At 60.5% G+C, this 15,644-nt stretch carries 19 protein-coding genes; 12 read left to right on the top strand and 7 right to left on the bottom strand.

Annotated elements, in window-relative coordinates; all coding sequences use genetic code 11:
* The first annotated feature begins 39 nt into the window (after positions 1-39).
* Complete coding sequence (locus J3D60_RS02760) at positions 40-444, top strand: TraR/DksA C4-type zinc finger protein (protein WP_003191666.1); 405 nt, start codon at positions 40-42, stop codon at positions 442-444.
* Positions 445-627: 183 nt separating this feature from the next.
* Positions 628-2,223: a methyl-accepting chemotaxis protein gene (locus J3D60_RS02765; RefSeq protein WP_253489513.1), complete on the top strand. Its 1,596-nt coding sequence runs from the start codon at positions 628-630 to the stop codon at positions 2,221-2,223.
* 81 nt (positions 2,224-2,304) lie between these two features.
* On the opposite strand, the gene J3D60_RS02770 is transcribed toward J3D60_RS02765, so the two are convergent.
* From J3D60_RS02770 to J3D60_RS02780, 3 genes are all read right to left on the bottom strand, one after another.
* Positions 2,305-2,541 carry a DUF2789 domain-containing protein gene (locus tag J3D60_RS02770; protein WP_027606523.1) on the bottom strand — a complete coding sequence of 79 codons (237 nt, stop codon included), beginning with the start codon at positions 2,539-2,541 and terminating at the stop codon, positions 2,305-2,307.
* A 72-nt stretch (positions 2,542-2,613) separates the two neighbouring features.
* On the bottom strand, positions 2,614-2,844 hold the full coding sequence (locus J3D60_RS02775; RefSeq protein ID WP_065927941.1) for a hypothetical protein: 231 nt from the start codon (positions 2,842-2,844) through the stop codon (positions 2,614-2,616).
* A 115-nt stretch (positions 2,845-2,959) separates the two neighbouring features.
* Positions 2,960-3,226, bottom strand: a complete 267-nt coding sequence (locus tag J3D60_RS02780; RefSeq protein WP_083236488.1) for a hypothetical protein — start codon at positions 3,224-3,226, stop codon at positions 2,960-2,962.
* A 416-nt stretch (positions 3,227-3,642) separates the two neighbouring features.
* Here J3D60_RS02780 and J3D60_RS02785 point away from each other — a divergent pair, with 416 nt between their 5' ends.
* Positions 3,643-4,092, top strand: a complete 450-nt coding sequence (locus tag J3D60_RS02785; RefSeq protein WP_065941180.1) for a hypothetical protein — start codon at positions 3,643-3,645, stop codon at positions 4,090-4,092.
* A gap of 133 nt (positions 4,093-4,225) precedes the next feature.
* Positions 4,226-5,242 (top strand): ABC transporter substrate-binding protein, encoded by a 1,017-nt coding sequence (locus J3D60_RS02790; RefSeq protein WP_065941181.1) that lies wholly within the window; start codon positions 4,226-4,228, stop codon positions 5,240-5,242.
* Between the two features lie 83 nt (positions 5,243-5,325).
* On the opposite strand, the gene J3D60_RS02795 is transcribed toward J3D60_RS02790, so the two are convergent.
* On the bottom strand, positions 5,326-7,452 hold the full coding sequence (locus J3D60_RS02795; protein ID WP_253489515.1) for a TonB-dependent siderophore receptor: 2,127 nt from the start codon (positions 7,450-7,452) through the stop codon (positions 5,326-5,328).
* Positions 7,453-7,547: 95 nt separating this feature from the next.
* Positions 7,548-7,937 (bottom strand): DUF2946 domain-containing protein, encoded by a 390-nt coding sequence (locus J3D60_RS02800; RefSeq protein ID WP_065941183.1) that lies wholly within the window; start codon positions 7,935-7,937, stop codon positions 7,548-7,550.
* Between the two features lie 92 nt (positions 7,938-8,029).
* On the opposite strand from J3D60_RS02800, the gene J3D60_RS02805 reads away from it, so the two are divergent.
* The 4 genes from J3D60_RS02805 to J3D60_RS02820 all read left to right on the top strand — a co-directional run bounded on the left by J3D60_RS02805 (position 8,030) and on the right by J3D60_RS02820 (position 11,945).
* A complete protein-coding gene (locus J3D60_RS02805) occupies positions 8,030-8,467 on the top strand; it encodes a DUF3995 domain-containing protein (RefSeq protein WP_253489518.1) in 438 nt (145 codons plus the stop codon).
* Positions 8,468-8,583: 116 nt separating this feature from the next.
* Positions 8,584-11,085 (top strand): TonB-dependent siderophore receptor, encoded by a 2,502-nt coding sequence (locus J3D60_RS02810; protein ID WP_253489521.1) that lies wholly within the window; start codon positions 8,584-8,586, stop codon positions 11,083-11,085.
* A gap of 91 nt (positions 11,086-11,176) precedes the next feature.
* Positions 11,177-11,506 carry a hypothetical protein gene (locus tag J3D60_RS02815; protein ID WP_065941186.1) on the top strand — a complete coding sequence of 110 codons (330 nt, stop codon included), beginning with the start codon at positions 11,177-11,179 and terminating at the stop codon, positions 11,504-11,506.
* Between the two features lie 178 nt (positions 11,507-11,684).
* On the top strand, positions 11,685-11,945 hold the full coding sequence (locus tag J3D60_RS02820; protein WP_253489524.1) for a hypothetical protein: 261 nt from the start codon (positions 11,685-11,687) through the stop codon (positions 11,943-11,945).
* Between the two features lie 267 nt (positions 11,946-12,212).
* Here J3D60_RS02820 and J3D60_RS02825 read toward each other — a convergent pair whose 3' ends face one another.
* On the bottom strand, positions 12,213-13,157 hold the full coding sequence (locus J3D60_RS02825) for a GGDEF domain-containing protein (protein WP_253489527.1): 945 nt from the start codon (positions 13,155-13,157) through the stop codon (positions 12,213-12,215).
* Between the two features lie 116 nt (positions 13,158-13,273).
* Entirely contained in the window at positions 13,274-13,414 is a 141-nt protein-coding gene (locus J3D60_RS02830) for a hypothetical protein (RefSeq protein ID WP_166655323.1), read from the bottom strand.
* Positions 13,415-13,636: 222 nt separating this feature from the next.
* Here J3D60_RS02830 and J3D60_RS02835 point away from each other — a divergent pair, with 222 nt between their 5' ends.
* The 4 genes from J3D60_RS02835 to J3D60_RS02850 are packed head-to-tail and all read left to right on the top strand — an operon-like array spanning position 13,637 to position 15,468.
* The gene (locus J3D60_RS02835) at positions 13,637-13,948 is read left to right on the top strand and encodes a YXWGXW repeat-containing protein (protein WP_253489530.1); all 312 of its coding nucleotides are present in this window, start codon (positions 13,637-13,639) and stop codon (positions 13,946-13,948) included.
* 31 nt (positions 13,949-13,979) lie between these two features.
* Positions 13,980-14,558, top strand: a complete 579-nt coding sequence (locus J3D60_RS02840; RefSeq protein ID WP_065941189.1) for an RNA polymerase sigma factor — start codon at positions 13,980-13,982, stop codon at positions 14,556-14,558.
* Complete coding sequence (locus tag J3D60_RS02845; protein ID WP_065941190.1) at positions 14,555-14,980, top strand: hypothetical protein; 426 nt, start codon at positions 14,555-14,557, stop codon at positions 14,978-14,980. The genes J3D60_RS02840 and J3D60_RS02845 overlap by 4 nt, the downstream gene beginning before the upstream one ends.
* Positions 14,977-15,468 carry a periplasmic heavy metal sensor gene (locus J3D60_RS02850; RefSeq protein WP_141157510.1) on the top strand — a complete coding sequence of 164 codons (492 nt, stop codon included), beginning with the start codon at positions 14,977-14,979 and terminating at the stop codon, positions 15,466-15,468. The genes J3D60_RS02845 and J3D60_RS02850 overlap by 4 nt, the downstream gene beginning before the upstream one ends.
* Positions 15,469-15,644: the final 176 nt, after the last annotated feature.

Here is a 15,644-nt window from a genome sequence, read left to right on the forward strand (position 1 = left end):
TTATTCGCCTTAATGCACGTATTTTTTATAGAGAAATCAATGACAAAGGAAAAGTTGCTGGCCATGCCGGCGGATGACTACATGAATGCCGAACAGCACGCTTTTTTCGAGAAGTTGCTGCAGGACATGAAGGTGGAACACCACGAGCGCATTGAGCAGAACCGCATCGCCATTGAAAGCCTGGACACCCCGGCCGACCCGGCCGACGCCGCGTCCGTTGAAGAAGAGCGCACCTGGCTGGTCAACGCCATCGACCGCGACCAGCGCATGCTGCCGCAGCTCGAGCGTGCACTGGAACGCATCAAGGAAGATTCCTTCGGCTGGTGCGATGACAGCGGCGAGCCTATCGGCCTCAAGCGCCTGCTGATCAGCCCGACCACCAAGTACTGCATCGAAGCGCAAGAGCGCCACGAGCAGATCGACAAGCACCAGCGCCAAGCCTGATGCGCTGAAGCTGGGGGATCGCCTGGGCGGTTCCCCGGAGAAAGACCCGTTACGCCCCGTCTATTGATCTGCTGCAGGCTACCCCACTAAAGGCCCATGGATAATGGCTGGATAGTGGCGTTTAATGCAGGGACAAAAATGACAAACAGTGGGGTAACGACAATGGCTGGAGACGGAGCTCTGATGGGCACAGCAGTGCCACCGCAACCGGTGGTGCGCGGGGTGCCCGGCTGGTTGATGCCGCTCCTGCAGAGCGCCGCCCTGGTGCTGGTACTGCTGGGCCTGACGTTTGCCAGTCTGCCGATCTACCTCTGCCTGCCCATTGCCTTGCTGGTGATCTGGCTGCCAGGCCTTATGAACCGCACCTCCCGCCCGGCACCGCCCGCCACTGCCGATGCCATTGGCGAGCTGACCCGCGATCTGTCCTATACCACCAGCCACAACGCACTGTCCGCTGCCGGCGTCGCCTATTCGGTCAAGCAACTGGCGGCTCGAGTGCAATCGCAATTGGGCGCGGCCAAGCAGATCGTCAGCAGTGCCGAAGTGATGATCAGCACTGAAAAGGTCACCTCCCAACTCAGTCGCGAGGCCCTGCAGGCGGCCAGCCAGGCCCATCAGCGCAGCACTGAAGGCCGTGAAGTGCTGGCCCAGTCGATCATTCGTATGCATCAGCTCAGCCAGCGCGCCAACGCCAGTCGGGAGTTGATTGAAGCCCTGAGCCAACGCAGTGAAGAAATCCAGCGGGTGACCCTGGTGATTCAGTCCATCGCCAGCCAGACCAACCTGTTGGCGCTCAACGCCGCGATTGAAGCGGCGCGGGCCGGTGAGCACGGTCGCGGGTTCGCCGTGGTGGCGGATGAAGTGCGTGGGCTGGCGGGCCGCACGGCCACGGCCACCGATGAAGTCGGGGTGATGGTGGCGGATATCCAGCAACGCACTGCCCAGGTGGTTGAGCAGATTCGCCAGCTCTCGGCAGACTTGCACACCGGTGTCGAGCAGGTGGAGCACGCCGGCGAGCACCTGGAGAACATTGCCGGCCTGGCGGCGGGTGTGGAAGGCCAGGTCAATGAAATCGCCCAGGGCACCGACAACAACCGCGCCCAACTCGACAGCCTGTTCCATGCCGTGGAGCAAATGCGCAGCGATCTTATCGTGAGCGACCAGCAGACCCGCCAGTTGGCCGATGCCGCTGTGCAGATGGAAGGGCAGGCCGAAACGATCAGCGAGCGCCTGGCGGAAGTCGGGCTGGATGACTATCACCAGCGCATCTACGACCTGGCGCGCGAAGGCGCGAGCCGGATTGCCGCGCAATTCGAAGCCGATGTACAGCAGAACCGCATCAGCCTGGATGACTTGTTCGACCGCAGCTACACCTTGATCCCCAACACCAGCCCGAGCAAGTACCACAGCCGGTTCGATGGCTACACCGACCAGGTGCTGCCGGCCATCCAGGAAGCACTGCTGCCACGCCATGAAGGCTTGGTATTTGCCATTGCCTGCACGCCCCAGGGCTATGTGCCGACGCACAACAAGGCGTTTTCCCAGGCGCTGACCGGCGATGCCCAGGTCGATGCGGTGCAGAACCGCACCAAGCGCAAGTTCGAAGACCGCACTGGCATCCGCTGCGGCAGCCACCAGCAAGCGGTGTTATTGCAGACCTACACCCGCGATACCGGCGAGTTGATGCACGATTTGTCGGTGCCGATCATGGTCCGGGGGCGGCATTGGGGTGGCCTGCGCCTGGGGTATAAGCCGGAGGGAGCGAAGGCTGCGGGCTAGGGCGTGTTGTTGTCTGTGAGGCGGGGAAATACCAGCTGCCTGGCAAGCGCTATTGCGCCCAGGCAGCCGGCATTGTGTGGATTACTGCGGTTGATGCAGGCGCTGGTTCAGCTCATCCACCGCCATGGCCCAATCGGCGTCTTCACGCAGTTCTTCCTTGAGGAACTGTGCCTGTTGCGGCGTCCAGAACGGCGCGTCGATCAACTTGACGTCGTCACTCAGCGGGTGCGCGACAATGAAGGCGTCGATAGCTTCGGGGGTTGAGTCCAGGCCCAGTTGTTCAAATAAGGTTTCGAGTGTCGGTATTGGCGCGTCCATGTCAGTCTCCGTGCGGGTTTCGGGATCGTTATGCATGGGAGGCTTGTGGCGCGGTAGAGTTCGATCGGATTGTCAGGAGGTCAGTGCCCCTGAATCCACTGCTGCCTTGAGTGCCTGGGCGGATTCTTTTCCGGCGCTGGCGGCAGTATCGAGGGTCTTGAACCAACGGTCTTTTTCGACCTGGTGCGTGGTAACGGTGGTCAACGGCGGCTTGGCGCGCATCACGATCACTGCTTGAAACTCACCGTCTACTTCCCTTGCGTCGCCATGGATGAAAAATTCGCCAATATCAAATTCCGTCACGTATCGCCTTCCCTTCGAGGTAACCAACAGCACTGATGAAACCTGGCCCGTGCGGGGGCAAATTCCAATGGACAGGCCAGTATGGCAGTTGTTGAAGGGCGGCGGCGCAGTAAAGTCATCCGGGTGACGAAACGATTCCGCCGTGCAGTGAGGCCTCCAGCCGCTTGGCCAGTTCGCAGGCCTTGATGTGGTCGCTGCGAAAGCCTTTGATCCTGCCACTGGTGACTTCGCGGATATGGAAGAAGTTTCTTCCGGCGGGTACAACTTGGTAAAGAACCGAATTGGGGTACCCGTTGGGACTGCGTAAGCAGTAGTATTGCTGTTCGTCCTGACATGATGAGCGAGTGCGGGAAGACGTAGCGTCGTATTGGCGTCGTTGCATGGTCAGCTCCTGTCGATCGATCTTGTTGACCCACCAGCAGCGTTACAGGTGGTTTTGACCCGTGTCGCTGTTTTAGTATTGTTGTCGGCAGTCGGCGTCTGGTTCCACGCCGAGATGTTTTTGTTTATATGAGCTGTCGGAAACTGCGTTTTTAATAGTGTTATTCTCTGAAGCGGGTCGACCGGTATTCTCCGGTTATTGAACCTGTGATTTCCTGCGATGCCTGATGTCCCTGCACAAGGCCCATCGTGCATGCCTGTCCGGGGCTTTGGGCGCAGCAACGGGGTCTTCTTCAGTTTTTCAATGAATGTGTTGTGTGATCGTGCCGAGATGGCCGTTTCTTTGTGCTGCCCGCTCTGGCGGTCAGTGCTTTATTTCGATGTGGGGGCGTTTCCTTGGCAGTCAGTAATCTGGATATGCACGCGTTGTTCGTGCTGGGTGATTTGCGCGCAAAGTTGGTCAAGCAGTTTCAATCCCGTTTTGTTTACATCACCGAGCAGACGCCGGAAGGTATCTATATCGCCGAAATCGATACCGAAGCGGCAATGGTTGTGGATGACAAACCCCGTCTGGAGCTCAAGGTGGGCGACCACTTCCGTGCTGCGGTATTGCCCAGTCGCGAAGGTGGCAAGTTCGAACTCAAGTTCCGCGACATCAAGTTGACGGTGTATGGCTTGGGCGACTATGCCTTTGTGTCCTCGCCCGAGGGCCAGGGCATCGTCTTCAAGGAAGGCCACAGTGTGATGCTGGTGTTTGCCGCCAATGAACAACTGCAGGAAGGCCTGACCAAGACCCTCAAGGCCGTGACCGGCAAGGCCGCCAAATGGCGCAAGGGTGAGCTGGTGACGTTCAAGGCCAGTGAATAATCGGTAAATACTGCGAACATCTCCTATCTCCCGGAACCTCTACTACAGTTGAGTTGACTTAACTATTCAGAGGCTTCGCGCATAGACAGCAAAGCCGTTCGTTGTTTGCTGCGACATCGCGAGGTGCAAGGGCATGAAAGGATTGAGAACGCTGTTGGCTGCATCGCTGACGACCCTGGGTCTATCGGTGGCTTCACTGTCAGTTTCGGCCGCGCCAGCGCCGGTGCACTTTGCCGACCTGAACTGGGAAAGCGGCAGCCTGATCACCGAAATACTGCGGGTCATCGTCGAGAAGGGCTACGACTTGCCCACCGACACCTTGCCCGGTACCACCATCACCCTGGAAACCGCCCTGGCCAAGAACGACATCCAGGTCATCGGTGAAGAGTGGGCCGGCCGCAGCCCGGTGTGGGTCAAGGCCGAGGCCGAAGGCAAAGTGGTGGGCCTGGGGGATACGGTCAAGGGGGCGACCGAAGGGTGGTGGGTGCCCGAATACGTGGTCAAGGGTGATCCGTCCAAAGGTATCAAGCCCCTGGCACCGGACCTCAAGAGCGTGAAGGACCTTGCGCGCTACAAGGACGTGTTCAAGGACCCGGAGTCTCCCGGTAAGGGGCGCTTCCTCAACAGCCCCATCGGCTGGACCTCGGAAGTGGTCAACAAACAGAAGCTCAAGGCCTATGGCCTGGATGACAGCTACGTGAACTTCCGCAGCGGTTCGGGAGCTGCACTGGATGCCGAAATTGCCTCGTCCATCCGTCGCGGCAAACCGGTGTTGTTCTACTACTGGTCGCCGACGCCGTTGATGGGGCGCTACAAGTTGATCCAGCTGGAAGAGCCACCGTTCGATGCCGAGGCCTGGAAGACCCTGACGGATGCGGATAACCCCGATCCGAAGCCCACTCGGTCGTTGGCATCCAAGCTGAGTATTGGCGTGTCCACGCCGTTCCAGAAGGAACATCCGCAGATTGCGGGGTTTTTCGAGAAGGTCGAGTTTCCGATCGAGCCGCTGAATAAAGCCCTGGCGACCATGAGCGAGAACCACACCGCGCCCCGGGAGGTGGCCCAGACATTCCTCAAGGAGCATCCGGAGGTGTGGAAGGCCTGGTTGACCGAGGATGTGGCGCAGAAGGTCGAAGCCAGCTTGAAGTAAGCACGGCGCTTATTGCCGAGCGGAGATCAAAAATAATGTGGGAGAGGGCTTGCCCCCTCCCACATGTTGTTTGCAGTGTCGCTTCAGAATCTGGTTTGCACCGCCAGCTCGAATGTCCGTGGCGCTCCCAGGTAATACGCCGGGGACACATGGGCAAACTCGGCATACACCTCATTGGTCAGGTTGCGCACCCGGCCGGTCACCGAGGTGTGTGAATCCACCTGGTAGCGCAGGAACGTCCCGAACAGCGTGTAGGCCGGCACCGTCTGGGTGTTGGCATTGTCCGCATACACCTCGGCGACATAGCGTGCATCCACGCCGCCTTGCCAGTCCTCGGCAAAGTCATAGGTCAACCACAGGTTGCCGACGCGCCTGGGCACGTTGGTCGGTGTATTGCCCTTGCGCGAGACCACCGCGCCACTGGCGATCTTCTCGTTGAACTCATCGTATTCGGCATCCACCCAGGCGACGTTGCCTTCCGCCAGCAGCCTGGGCGTGATGCGCAATGAACTGGCCAGCTCGATGCCCTTCGATGACTGCGCGCCGACCGGGATGCTCGTGGTCGGGTCCTGCGGGTCGGTTACGGCAAAGTCCTTGCGTTCGATCTTATAGACAGCAACGGTGGCCGAGCCACGGCCGTCCAGGTAGTCGAACTTGCTGCCCACCTCCCATTGTTTGCCGGTCGAGACATCGAACACCTGGGTGGTTGTACTCGGTTGTTCGGCGGCGGTGCTGTATTGCACGTAGACATTGGCCGATGGGATGAACTGGTAAGTCAGGCCGACGCGACCGGTCACCGGTTCCCAATGGCGCTTGAAGTGCCGTGGGTTGGTGGCCGTGATCGCGCGGTGGTTGGTCACATCCAGGTCGATGGCGTCGTAACGCAGGCCGCTCAGCAGCGAGAGTTTTTCGGTAAGGCCCAGGCGGTTTTCCACGAACAACGCCTTGGTGGTGACCTCACTGGTCTTGTCCTTGCCAAAGTTCTCCCGAGTACGCGGGATGTCGTAGAAGTGCCCGGGGTTGAAGCCGTTCGGGTCCACGGTGCTGTTACCCGGCACATTCAGCGGCGTGTTGGTGGTGCTGTTGACCTTGTACTCAAAACCACCGGACCAGGTGGTCGACAGGCCGAACAGACGGTCGTCATGGCGCAGTTCGAACTGGTTGCCGTGCTGTTCGCCCTGGTGGCGCACCTGGTAGGCGGTCGAGCGGTTTACCGCACTGTTGTCGGCGTTGTATTGGTAGGTTTCGAGGTTGCGGTAATCACGCTGGCTATCGAGGTGGTAGAGCGTATTTTTCAGCGTCGTGCTGTCGTTGATCCGGTAGTCGATGATCGAGCGCGCCCAGATCGTGCGCTGCTCGTAACGGCCGTCGGCGACGTTGTAGTTATTGAAACGGTTGTGCTTGTCGATCTTCAGCTCGCCGGCCTTGGGATTGAGCACCGGCGTGCCCCAGTAAGGGCTGTCTTCCTGTTCATCCTGGTATTCCAGGGCCAGGGTATGGGACAGGTCGGGGGTGAGGTCGCTGAGCAGGGAAAACGCCAGGCTCCAGGCCTCACGCTGGTCGCGGTCGATGTAGCTGTGGTTGGTGTTGCGGCTCACATCCAGGCGCGCGTAATGCTGCACGTCGGCGCCGGGCTCGGTCAGCGCGTGATTGACGCCGAATGCCATGCCGGTGGTGTCGTAGCTGCCATAGGTGAGCTGACCTTCGGCGGCCTGCTCCTCACGGGTGGCCAGCTTCGTCACATAGTTGAGCGAGCCGCCGACGGAGCCGGCACCGTTGATCAAGGAGGAGGGGCCACCGACCAGCTCCACCCGGTCATAGATCCAGGCGTCCACTGGCCGGGCCAGGCCTGTGGCGACATTGATACCGTTGAACATCTGGGTGATCTGGCTGCTGGTAAACCCACGGTAAGAGACAAACCCGCCAAAACCCGGTGGCGCGCTGGCGTTGACGCCGGGCAGGGTGTTGGCGGCATCGCGAAACGTCTTGGCGCCATGGCGTTCGATGTCATTGCGGTTGGCAATGGCAACCGACGCTGGGGTTTCCCGCACGCTCAGTCCCAGCCGCGAAGCGACGCCGCTGGATTGATCCAGGGTAAGACCGGATTCGGCAGTTGATTCGCCATCAATGGTGGTCGGGGCCAACTCGAGGGCCCAGGCGCAGACAGGCAGGCAGCCGAACAGGCCCGCCAACAGGGGTAGATGTTTCATGGTTGAATCCTGAAAAACTTGGCTTGAAAACAACGCACGGCCGTCCGTCATTCCGTGTGGAACCGGCGGTCAGTGCAGATGGGAAAGCAAAGGGATCAGGCGAAGGCGGGTGGCGCGCGCGGGTTAGCCGTGGGCCAGGTGAAGCGGGCAGGGATGTCAGCAGCCAGCACCACGGCCGGCGGTGGTGCATGGGGTTGTGGCAACACCGCCACATTCAGGCTGGAACTGAGCGCCGGGCCCATGCCGCCGGTTGAGCACAGCGGGCAACCGAACGCCTTGGACAGCGTCGGCAGGCTCTCATCGGTGGAGTTGGACGGCTTGGGCGCCTGGGTACGCGGGTCGACGGTGCAGAACTGCCCGCCGATGCCATTAAGCTGCATCCCCACCATCTGCCCGTGACCGATACTGCAGGCGAACACATTGAACAGGACGCAGCAATAGAGCATCCAGGCAATGAGCGAGCGGTCGGCGCGGGCGAGTTTCATGGGGCGGCACTTTACCATCAGCCGCCGACGAAATGCCTGCAAAAAATCCCAGGGCGACTATCCTGTCTCGCACCTTTCAGGGAGAACCCGCCATGAGCTTTGTCATCGCACGATGCATCGTCGGCGTTTTTACCTGCATCAGCATGGTGCACCTGTACTGGGCTGCCGGCGGCAAACTCGGCAGCCTCGCCGCCATCCCCCAACTGCCCGGCGAATTCGCCAGCGGGCCTCGCCCTGCATTCAAGCCCTCGGCGCTGGGTACCTTTCTGGTGGCGATGGGCTTGGTCGGCATTGCGCTGCTGGTGTGCCTGCGGGCCGGGCTGTACTTTTCGGCGGTCTCCCATGCGGCGCTGCAATGGGGAATCAGCGCGATCGCCCTGCTGATGTTTGCCAGGGCGATTGGGGATTCGGAGTTGGTGGGGTTTTTCAAGAAGGTCGGCGGGTCACGGTTTGCGCGGTGGGATACGTGGTTCTATTCGCCGTTGTGCCTGGCGTTGGGGGTGGGGTTGTTGGTGGTGGCGTGGGGTTAATGAGGGAAACACAACACACCGATCTACGCCGCTCAAATAAAAACTGCTCTCATCCTTGCCCGATTTGCCGACCTGGCCGTCATGGTTAATAGAACCTCTATTACCCAGGATTTCCCATGTCGCGCCTTGCTCGCCCCTTGCACCCACTGGCCCTGTCAGTGGCGTTGGCTTTTGCCGCCGTGCCGTTGCTGAACGTCCAATCCGCCTTCGCCGAAGAAAGCCGCAGTGCTGTACGCGGCTTCCAGATTCCGGCCGGTGACTTGAGCCAGGCGCTCAACAGCCTGGCCGAGCAGGCGGGCCTGGTATTGGCGTTTGATGCGAGCCTGGCACGCGGCAAACGCAGCAACGGCTTGAGCGGGCAGTACGCCACCGACGTGGCGCTGACCCAGTTGCTCGCCGGCAGCGGCCTGCAGGCGCTGAAGCTCTCGGCCGACCGCTACCGCCTGGAAGCCATCCCGGATAACGGCGGTGCCATGGAGCTGCAGGCCACCACCATCAGCGGCGCGTACCAGGCCGAAAGCCCTACCGGGCCGGTGTCCGGTTATGTGGCTACGCGCAGTTTGTCGGGCACCAAGACCGATACCGCGCTGATCGAAACCCCGCAGTCGATTTCCATCGTCACCAAAGACCAGATGCGTGCGCAGAACGCCGAGAGCCTCAACCAGATCCTGCGCTACAGTGCCGCGGTCATCCCGGAAACCCGCGGTGCCACGGCGTCGCGTCTCGACCAATTGACCATTCGTGGGTTTGCCCCGGCCACTTACCTCGACGGCCTGCGCATGCCGTCGAGCCGTGATGCCTTGCCGCAAAAGGATGCCTTTGACCTGGAGCGCGTCGAAGTGCTGCGCGGCCCGGCGTCGGTGCTGTACGGGCAGGGCACGCCGAGCGGGGTGATCAATATGGTCAGCAAGCGCCCGCTGGATACGCCCTTCCATGAAGTGGGCGTCGAATACGGCACCTTTAACAAAAAGCGCACCACCTTCGATTTGAGCGGGCCGATTGACGATCAAGGCGTGTATTCCTACCGCGTGGCGGGGCTGTTCGACGATGCCGATGGCCAGGTCGAACACACCGAAACCCGTCGCCAGTCGTTGTCCAGCGCGTTCACCTGGCGGCCGGACGAAGACACCTCGCTGACCTTGCTCGGGCATTTCCAGAAGGACCCCAAGGGCGCGTCCTACGGTTCGGTGCCGGCCTGGGGCTCGGTATTGCACAGCCCGACCGGGCGCAGCATCGACGTGGACTTCTACGACGGCGAAAAGAACTTCGAGAAAAGCGATCGCGAGTACTACTCCATCGGCTGGGCCTTCGAGCATCACGTCAACGATGTGTGGACGGTGCGCCAGAACGCGCGTTACCTGCGCAGCGAAGGACGGTATCGCAGCCTCTACAGCAACTACCTGATGGCGGATTACCGCACCATTCGACGTTCCACCATTGCCAGTGATGTCGACATGGATGCCTACACCCTCGATAACCAGGTGCAGGCCAGATTCGACACGGGCCCACTGCAACACACCCTGCTGATGGGGCTCGACTACCAGAACACCAGCACCGATACCTTGTCCGGCTCAGGGACGTATACCGCCGGGCCGACCCTGGATATTTTCAACCCGGTGTATGGCGCGGCCGTGCCGGTACCGGCGTACACCACCGACGGTACGTCACGCAGCGAACAGACCGGTGTCTATCTGCAAGAGCAGATGAAGTGGGACAAATGGGTGCTGTTGCTCGGCGGTCGTTATGACTGGGCCAGCACCGACAGCACCACCAAGACCTTGCGCACCGGGGCCAAGAGCCAGTCCTCCCTGGACAGCAAGGCCTTTACCGGGCGTATTGGCCTGGTCTATCTCTTCGATAACGGCCTGGCGCCCTATGCCAGCTATGCGGAGTCGTTCAACCCGCAGTCGGGCACCGGTTACGGCGGATCGGTATTCAAACCGACAGAAGGCAAGCAGTATGAAATCGGCATCAAGTACCAGCCGCCGGGCAGCAACAGCTTTATCACCGCGGCGATCTTCGACCTGCGCCAGACCAACGTCCTCACCACCGACCCGGACCCCACCCATCTGTGCGGCAGCGGTCGCTGCCAGAGCCAGGACGGCGAAGTGCAATCCCGTGGTTTTGAACTGGAAGGCAAGGCCAGCCTCAATGACAACCTGGACATCACGGCGGCCTATGCCTACCTGGATAACCGCATCAGCAAATCCAATAACACCGTGCGTTACGCTCCCATCAGCGATATCGGCGTAGGCCCGGCCATCAACGCCGAGGGCACCACCACCTATGCGGTACCGCGCCACACGGCGTCGGCGTGGGCTGACTACACCTTCCATGATGGCAACCTCAAGGGCTTCGGTGCCGGCGCGGGTGCGCGGTATGTCGGTTCGTCCTGGGGCGATACCGCCAACACCCTGAAGGTGCCGGGCTACACCCTGTTCGATGCGGCGGTGCACTACGACATTCCGAACATCGCCAACCTCAAGGACAACCTGCGCCTGGCCCTGAACGCCACCAACCTGGCGAACAAAGAGTACGTCGCGTCGTGCTATTCCTACTCGTGGTGCTGGTACGGCTCGCAGCGCACCGTGCAGGCGAGTGCGACCTACCAATGGTGATGGCACGACGATAAGGCAATTTAATGGCCCCTTTGTAACAAAATTCTCGCCAGAATCGCTTTTATTTTCAGGTGGTTAGGTGAGGAAGCAAATGCGCACTGTTGGAATCATGCTGATCGCCTGCTCCCTGGCCGGCGGCGCGGCTGCCGTGCAGGCACGGGAGCTGCGCGAGGGTGACAAGTACATGTGCAGTTGGGGCGCCGGCACCGCCGCCAGGGCCCAGGAGCTCAAGCTGTCGGGGGTGTCGCTGTACGCCGCGCGGCAGAAGATCCAGACCATCAAGTTCAGTAAATCCTGGATGCGCATGATGGCCATGGGCATCACCGAACAGACCTATGACAGTCGTTCACGGCTCAAGCCCGAAGCGATTCGCCAGAGTTTCTATCAGGATTGCGTGCGTTACAAAGTGGCACGCAAGTAATCGAGTGCAGGCTTTACAAAACCACGACAAACCGATGTTTCTATTTGCATACAATTGCTCCCTTGGTAGAGGAGGCAGGTATGCACACGCTTATTCGCGCCGCGACGCCGGTCCCGGGAGGGGGCTGCCCGAGGCGCTCCAGGTTTGCTGTCAAAACAGAGCCGGGCAGGGTAAGCCCGTGACCCCGGCCCCCCCCCCTTTATCCAACAGCCTGCGCTATTTTGCGCTTGGCGTGCTGTGTGTCGCGATGTTGCTCGGGGGCTATTTCATGCAGCTCAACGCCAAGGCGGATCGCCAGCGCGAAGAAGCGGCCGAGCGTTTGGCACTTTGCCGGCAGGTTGAGCGGGTCGCCAGTGTGGCCACCTCCGCGGGTCTGGAACTTCGCGATACCTGCAAGCAATTGGGGGAGAACGGGTCGAAGAGTGCCACGCCGCCTTAACTAATAACCCTTTTTTATAAGTGGAAATATCGGCGGTAGTTGCACCAAAAAGTGGCACTTATATGCTTCGCCACCTTAAAAAACATGTGGTTATTGAAGGACTTACAATGCTTTTAATCCGACGAAAGGATATAAAATTTTCTTGTTACAGCTTTTTACACTGGTTACTATAGCCGGGCGTTCACCTCCCACGGTTTATGCATTTTTAAATCCCAAGTTTCCATCAGCTACTTGGGATTTTTTTTGCCTGGAATTTAACCCCCGGCGTCAAACTTCACCTTCTGCAAACTCCGCACGCATCCGCCCGTTGCGTTTGGCCCGGTAGAGCAACTTGTCGACATCTTCGACAAAACCCAGCATCGGGCTGTCGGGTTTGACGATGCGCGTACCTACGCCCAGGCTCAGGGTCAGCAGGTTCGACACCGCTGAAAAGCCATGATCGATCTGTTGTTGGCGGATCAGGTGCAGGCAACGTACGGCGACCTGTTTGGCCGACGCCGCGTCGGTTTCCGGCAACAACCACACAAACTCCTCACCGCCGATGCGAGCGATGAAGTCCCGCGGCCGGTTGGCGGCCAGTGACAGGGTATGCGCGACCTGGCGCAGGCATTCGTCGCCCTTGATGTGGCCATAGTGATCGTTGTACTGCTTGAAAAAATCGATATCCAGGATGATCAATGACAGTGGCAACTGGCTGCGCTGGGCGCTGGTCCATTCGCGCTCGAGCACGGTGTCGAACATGCGCCGGTTGGCAATGCCGGTCAGGCCATCCTGGTAGGAATATTCCTCGAGTTGTTTTTGCAGGCGCACCAGGTGTTCTTCGGTCTTCTTGCGTTCGCTGATATCGAACATAAAGCCAATCAGCGCCTCGACTTCACCGTCCTTGCGCACCACATGCACCACGTCGCGGATCCATACATAGTCGCCGTTCACCGTCAGAGCCCGGTAATCCGCTTCATGGTCCACCCCGGCACGGGATTGCGACACGCAGAAATTCACCACGTATTCGCGGTCATCGGGGTGCATGCGCGAGACCCAGTCGTCGACGCTGACCCAGCTTTGCGGGGTCCAGCCCAACAGCGTTTCGATCTGCGGGCCGATATAGCTGAAGGTCATGCTCTGCCAGTCGATACGCCACGGGATGGCCTTGGTCGATTCCAGCAGCGTGCGGTATACGTCGCTGTCGGGCTGGCTCGGAGGGGCAATGCTCATGGTGGACGGCTCGAATGATGGCTAAGTGCCCAGAGCGTCGTGTGATCGACGGTGGGAGTCAAGCGCTTGCCGAGGCAGCAGACGAGAGGTCGTGTGACGAGCATGGTGGTGGCCAGCTAGCCGATGACAGCATGGCTTGGCGCGTCCACTGCGCCGTAGTAACGCCAGCAGCAATGACGGTGTTCCGGCACGATCACGCAGCCGCTGAGGCTGACGATCAGCACAGCGGCAACCAGCAGGGTAAGTCGACGGTACATGGTGTTTCCTCTTGGGTTGGCCGGGGTTAATCCTTCAACGCGGCGACCGGCGAAAATCCGTCGCACGCCTTTCAAACATTTCATCAAGCCCCGCCAACCCCTGAGCAATACTGGTCTCGCCCCCTGCTGAAAAAATCTGCGCAGCCGGCGACGGATTTTTGTGCACGCGCCGTTCAACCCATCAGCAACCTGCACTTTCGCGGGTTGCATGGAGGAGTTGCCATGAGAGCCCTGGCCACATTGCGTTTAACCGTGCTTGTTCCGCTGGTTTTCGCCGCGTTTGTCAGCACCCCGACGTTTGCCCAGACCGACATCATCATCCAGCAGGCGCCGCCGCCTCAACGTGTGGAAATGATCCCGGCCGAGCGCCCCGGCTATGCCTGGGACCCTGGCCACTGGCGCTGGGAAGGGCGCGGTTACGGCTGGGTGCCGGGCCACTGGCAGCCCGTGATGCGTCATGCACGCTGGGAGCCTGGCCATTGGGAAGCCCATGGCCCGAACTGGTACTGGCGCGAAGGGCATTGGATCCGCTGAACCCTGACCCTTGGCCCTGAGAACTGCCCGATTGAACGAAACTGATCCGGACGTTGAGCTGCTGGCGCGTATCGGCAATAACGAACCTGCCGCCGTCAACGAAATGGTGACGCGCAAGCTCCCGCGTTTGCTGGCGCTCGCCAGTCGGATCCTGGGGGACGCCGACGAGGCCAAGGACGTGGCCCAGGAAAGTTTCCTGCGCATCTGGCGCCAGGCCGCCCACTGGCGCAGTGGCGAGGCGCGTTTCGACACCTGGTTGCATCGGGTCGCGCTGAACCTGTGCCACGACCGCTTGCGGCGACGCAAGGAGCGCCCACTGAGCGATGAGGCGGCGGTGGAAGTGGCGGACAGCTCGCCATCGCCTGAAGAGCAACTGGAGACCCAGGACCGCAGTGCACGCATGGCCGCCGCGTTGGCGGCTTTGCCCGAACGCCAGCGCGAAGCCATCGTGTTGCAGTACTACCAGGAGCTGTCGAACATCGACGCCGCGGCCCTGATGAATATCAGCGTCGAGGCACTGGAGAGCCTGCTGTCGCGGGCCCGACGCCAGTTGCGCAGCCAACTTGCCGATACACCCGGGCTCGCCCGCCCAGGAAGGGGAACATCATGACACCCGAACGCTTTGTGTACCTGGCCGACGTCTATGGGGCGGACCTGCGTCGCTGGCCCGCGGCAGAACGGGCAACGGCCCAGGCGCTGCTCGACAACGGCAACGTCCATGCCCGTGTAGCCTTGCAGCAGGCACGTTGGCTCGACAGCCAGTTGGACAGCCATCAACTGGCGTTCCCCGACCCGGCGCTGGTCCGGCAGATACGCCAATCCGCCCCACGCTCATTCTGGTCACGCTATGCCAACTGGTTATCGCCCGCCGGCCTTGTCGGTGCGGGCATTGCCGGCATCGTCACCGGGATGCTGGTGGCGTCCATGAGCGTGCCGCTGCCGATGTTGTCCTCCGACGTGCTGCCCAGTGTCTTTGATCAAGGCGACGCGGAAGTCGTCTTCAGCGTCAACGCCGAGGAAACCGAACAATGACCGCCAGATCCCTGAAACCGTGGTTGTTTGTCTCGATCCTGCTCAACGTATTTTTGATCGGTGGGGTGGGCGGCGGTCTCTACCACTGGATGGCCAACGCCCGGCCTGCCGAAGTGGTGGTTAACCAGCACGGCCTGCGCCAGGCGATGGTCAAGTTGCCGCCGGAGCGGCGCAGGGAACTGCGCCAACTGCTGCGCCGCAATCGCGACGACAGCCAGCCGCTGATCATGGCCGGGCGTGAGGCGCGGCTGGGGGTGATCAAGCAATTGGAAGCGCCGACGTTGAAGCGTGATGTGTTGGAGGCGCAATTAGCCAAGGCGCGTGAGGCCGACGCGGCGCTCAGGGCCTTGGTGGACGGCACATTGGCGCAGTTTGCCGAAACCTTGACGTGGGACGAGCGGCAAAGGCTGGTGGAAGCGTTGTACTTGCGGGGGCAGGCAAACACACCGCGAACCGGAAGGAAGCAAGCCGCCATTGCGAGGGATTAAATCAATCGAGAGCGTAAGCAAGAGCCCTTTCATGGAACTGGATATTCTGACAAGCCACAGAGATAGCGCTCAAAGAAACCCCACATTCCGTTGGGTAGAGTAAGAAGGTAGGAACGATGACCGATATCTCTAAATTAGCTGGCTCGCAGTCACCTGTTGCACAGTCCAATTCTTTA

The sequence above is a fragment of the Pseudomonas sp. S3E17 genome, from assembly GCF_024168685.1.
In the GTDB taxonomy this organism is placed as follows: Bacteria; Pseudomonadota; Gammaproteobacteria; order Pseudomonadales; family Pseudomonadaceae; genus Aquipseudomonas; species Aquipseudomonas marginalis.

Excerpts from the sequence above, each read along its gene's own strand:
- J3D60_RS02760 (WP_003191666.1), top strand. The coding sequence starts at position 40 with ATGACAAAGGAAAAGTTGCTGGCCATGCCGGCGGATGACTACATGAAT.
- J3D60_RS02765 (WP_253489513.1), top strand. The coding sequence starts at position 628 with ATGGGCACAGCAGTGCCACCGCAACCGGTGGTGCGCGGGGTGCCCGGC.
- J3D60_RS02770 (WP_027606523.1), bottom strand. The coding sequence starts at position 2,541 with ATGGACGCGCCAATACCGACACTCGAAACCTTATTTGAACAACTGGGC.
- J3D60_RS02780 (WP_083236488.1), bottom strand. The coding sequence starts at position 3,226 with ATGCAACGACGCCAATACGACGCTACGTCTTCCCGCACTCGCTCATCA.
- J3D60_RS02785 (WP_065941180.1), top strand. The coding sequence starts at position 3,643 with ATGCACGCGTTGTTCGTGCTGGGTGATTTGCGCGCAAAGTTGGTCAAG.
- J3D60_RS02790 (WP_065941181.1), top strand. The coding sequence starts at position 4,226 with ATGAAAGGATTGAGAACGCTGTTGGCTGCATCGCTGACGACCCTGGGT.
- J3D60_RS02795 (WP_253489515.1), bottom strand. The coding sequence starts at position 7,452 with ATGAAACATCTACCCCTGTTGGCGGGCCTGTTCGGCTGCCTGCCTGTC.
- J3D60_RS02800 (WP_065941183.1), bottom strand. The coding sequence starts at position 7,937 with ATGAAACTCGCCCGCGCCGACCGCTCGCTCATTGCCTGGATGCTCTAT.
- J3D60_RS02805 (WP_253489518.1), top strand. The coding sequence starts at position 8,030 with ATGAGCTTTGTCATCGCACGATGCATCGTCGGCGTTTTTACCTGCATC.
- J3D60_RS02810 (WP_253489521.1), top strand. The coding sequence starts at position 8,584 with ATGTCGCGCCTTGCTCGCCCCTTGCACCCACTGGCCCTGTCAGTGGCG.
- J3D60_RS02815 (WP_065941186.1), top strand. The coding sequence starts at position 11,177 with ATGCGCACTGTTGGAATCATGCTGATCGCCTGCTCCCTGGCCGGCGGC.
- J3D60_RS02825 (WP_253489527.1), bottom strand. The coding sequence starts at position 13,157 with ATGAGCATTGCCCCTCCGAGCCAGCCCGACAGCGACGTATACCGCACG.
- J3D60_RS02830 (WP_166655323.1), bottom strand. The coding sequence starts at position 13,414 with ATGTACCGTCGACTTACCCTGCTGGTTGCCGCTGTGCTGATCGTCAGC.
- J3D60_RS02835 (WP_253489530.1), top strand. The coding sequence starts at position 13,637 with ATGAGAGCCCTGGCCACATTGCGTTTAACCGTGCTTGTTCCGCTGGTT.
- J3D60_RS02845 (WP_065941190.1), top strand. The coding sequence starts at position 14,555 with ATGACACCCGAACGCTTTGTGTACCTGGCCGACGTCTATGGGGCGGAC.
- J3D60_RS02850 (WP_141157510.1), top strand. The coding sequence starts at position 14,977 with ATGACCGCCAGATCCCTGAAACCGTGGTTGTTTGTCTCGATCCTGCTC.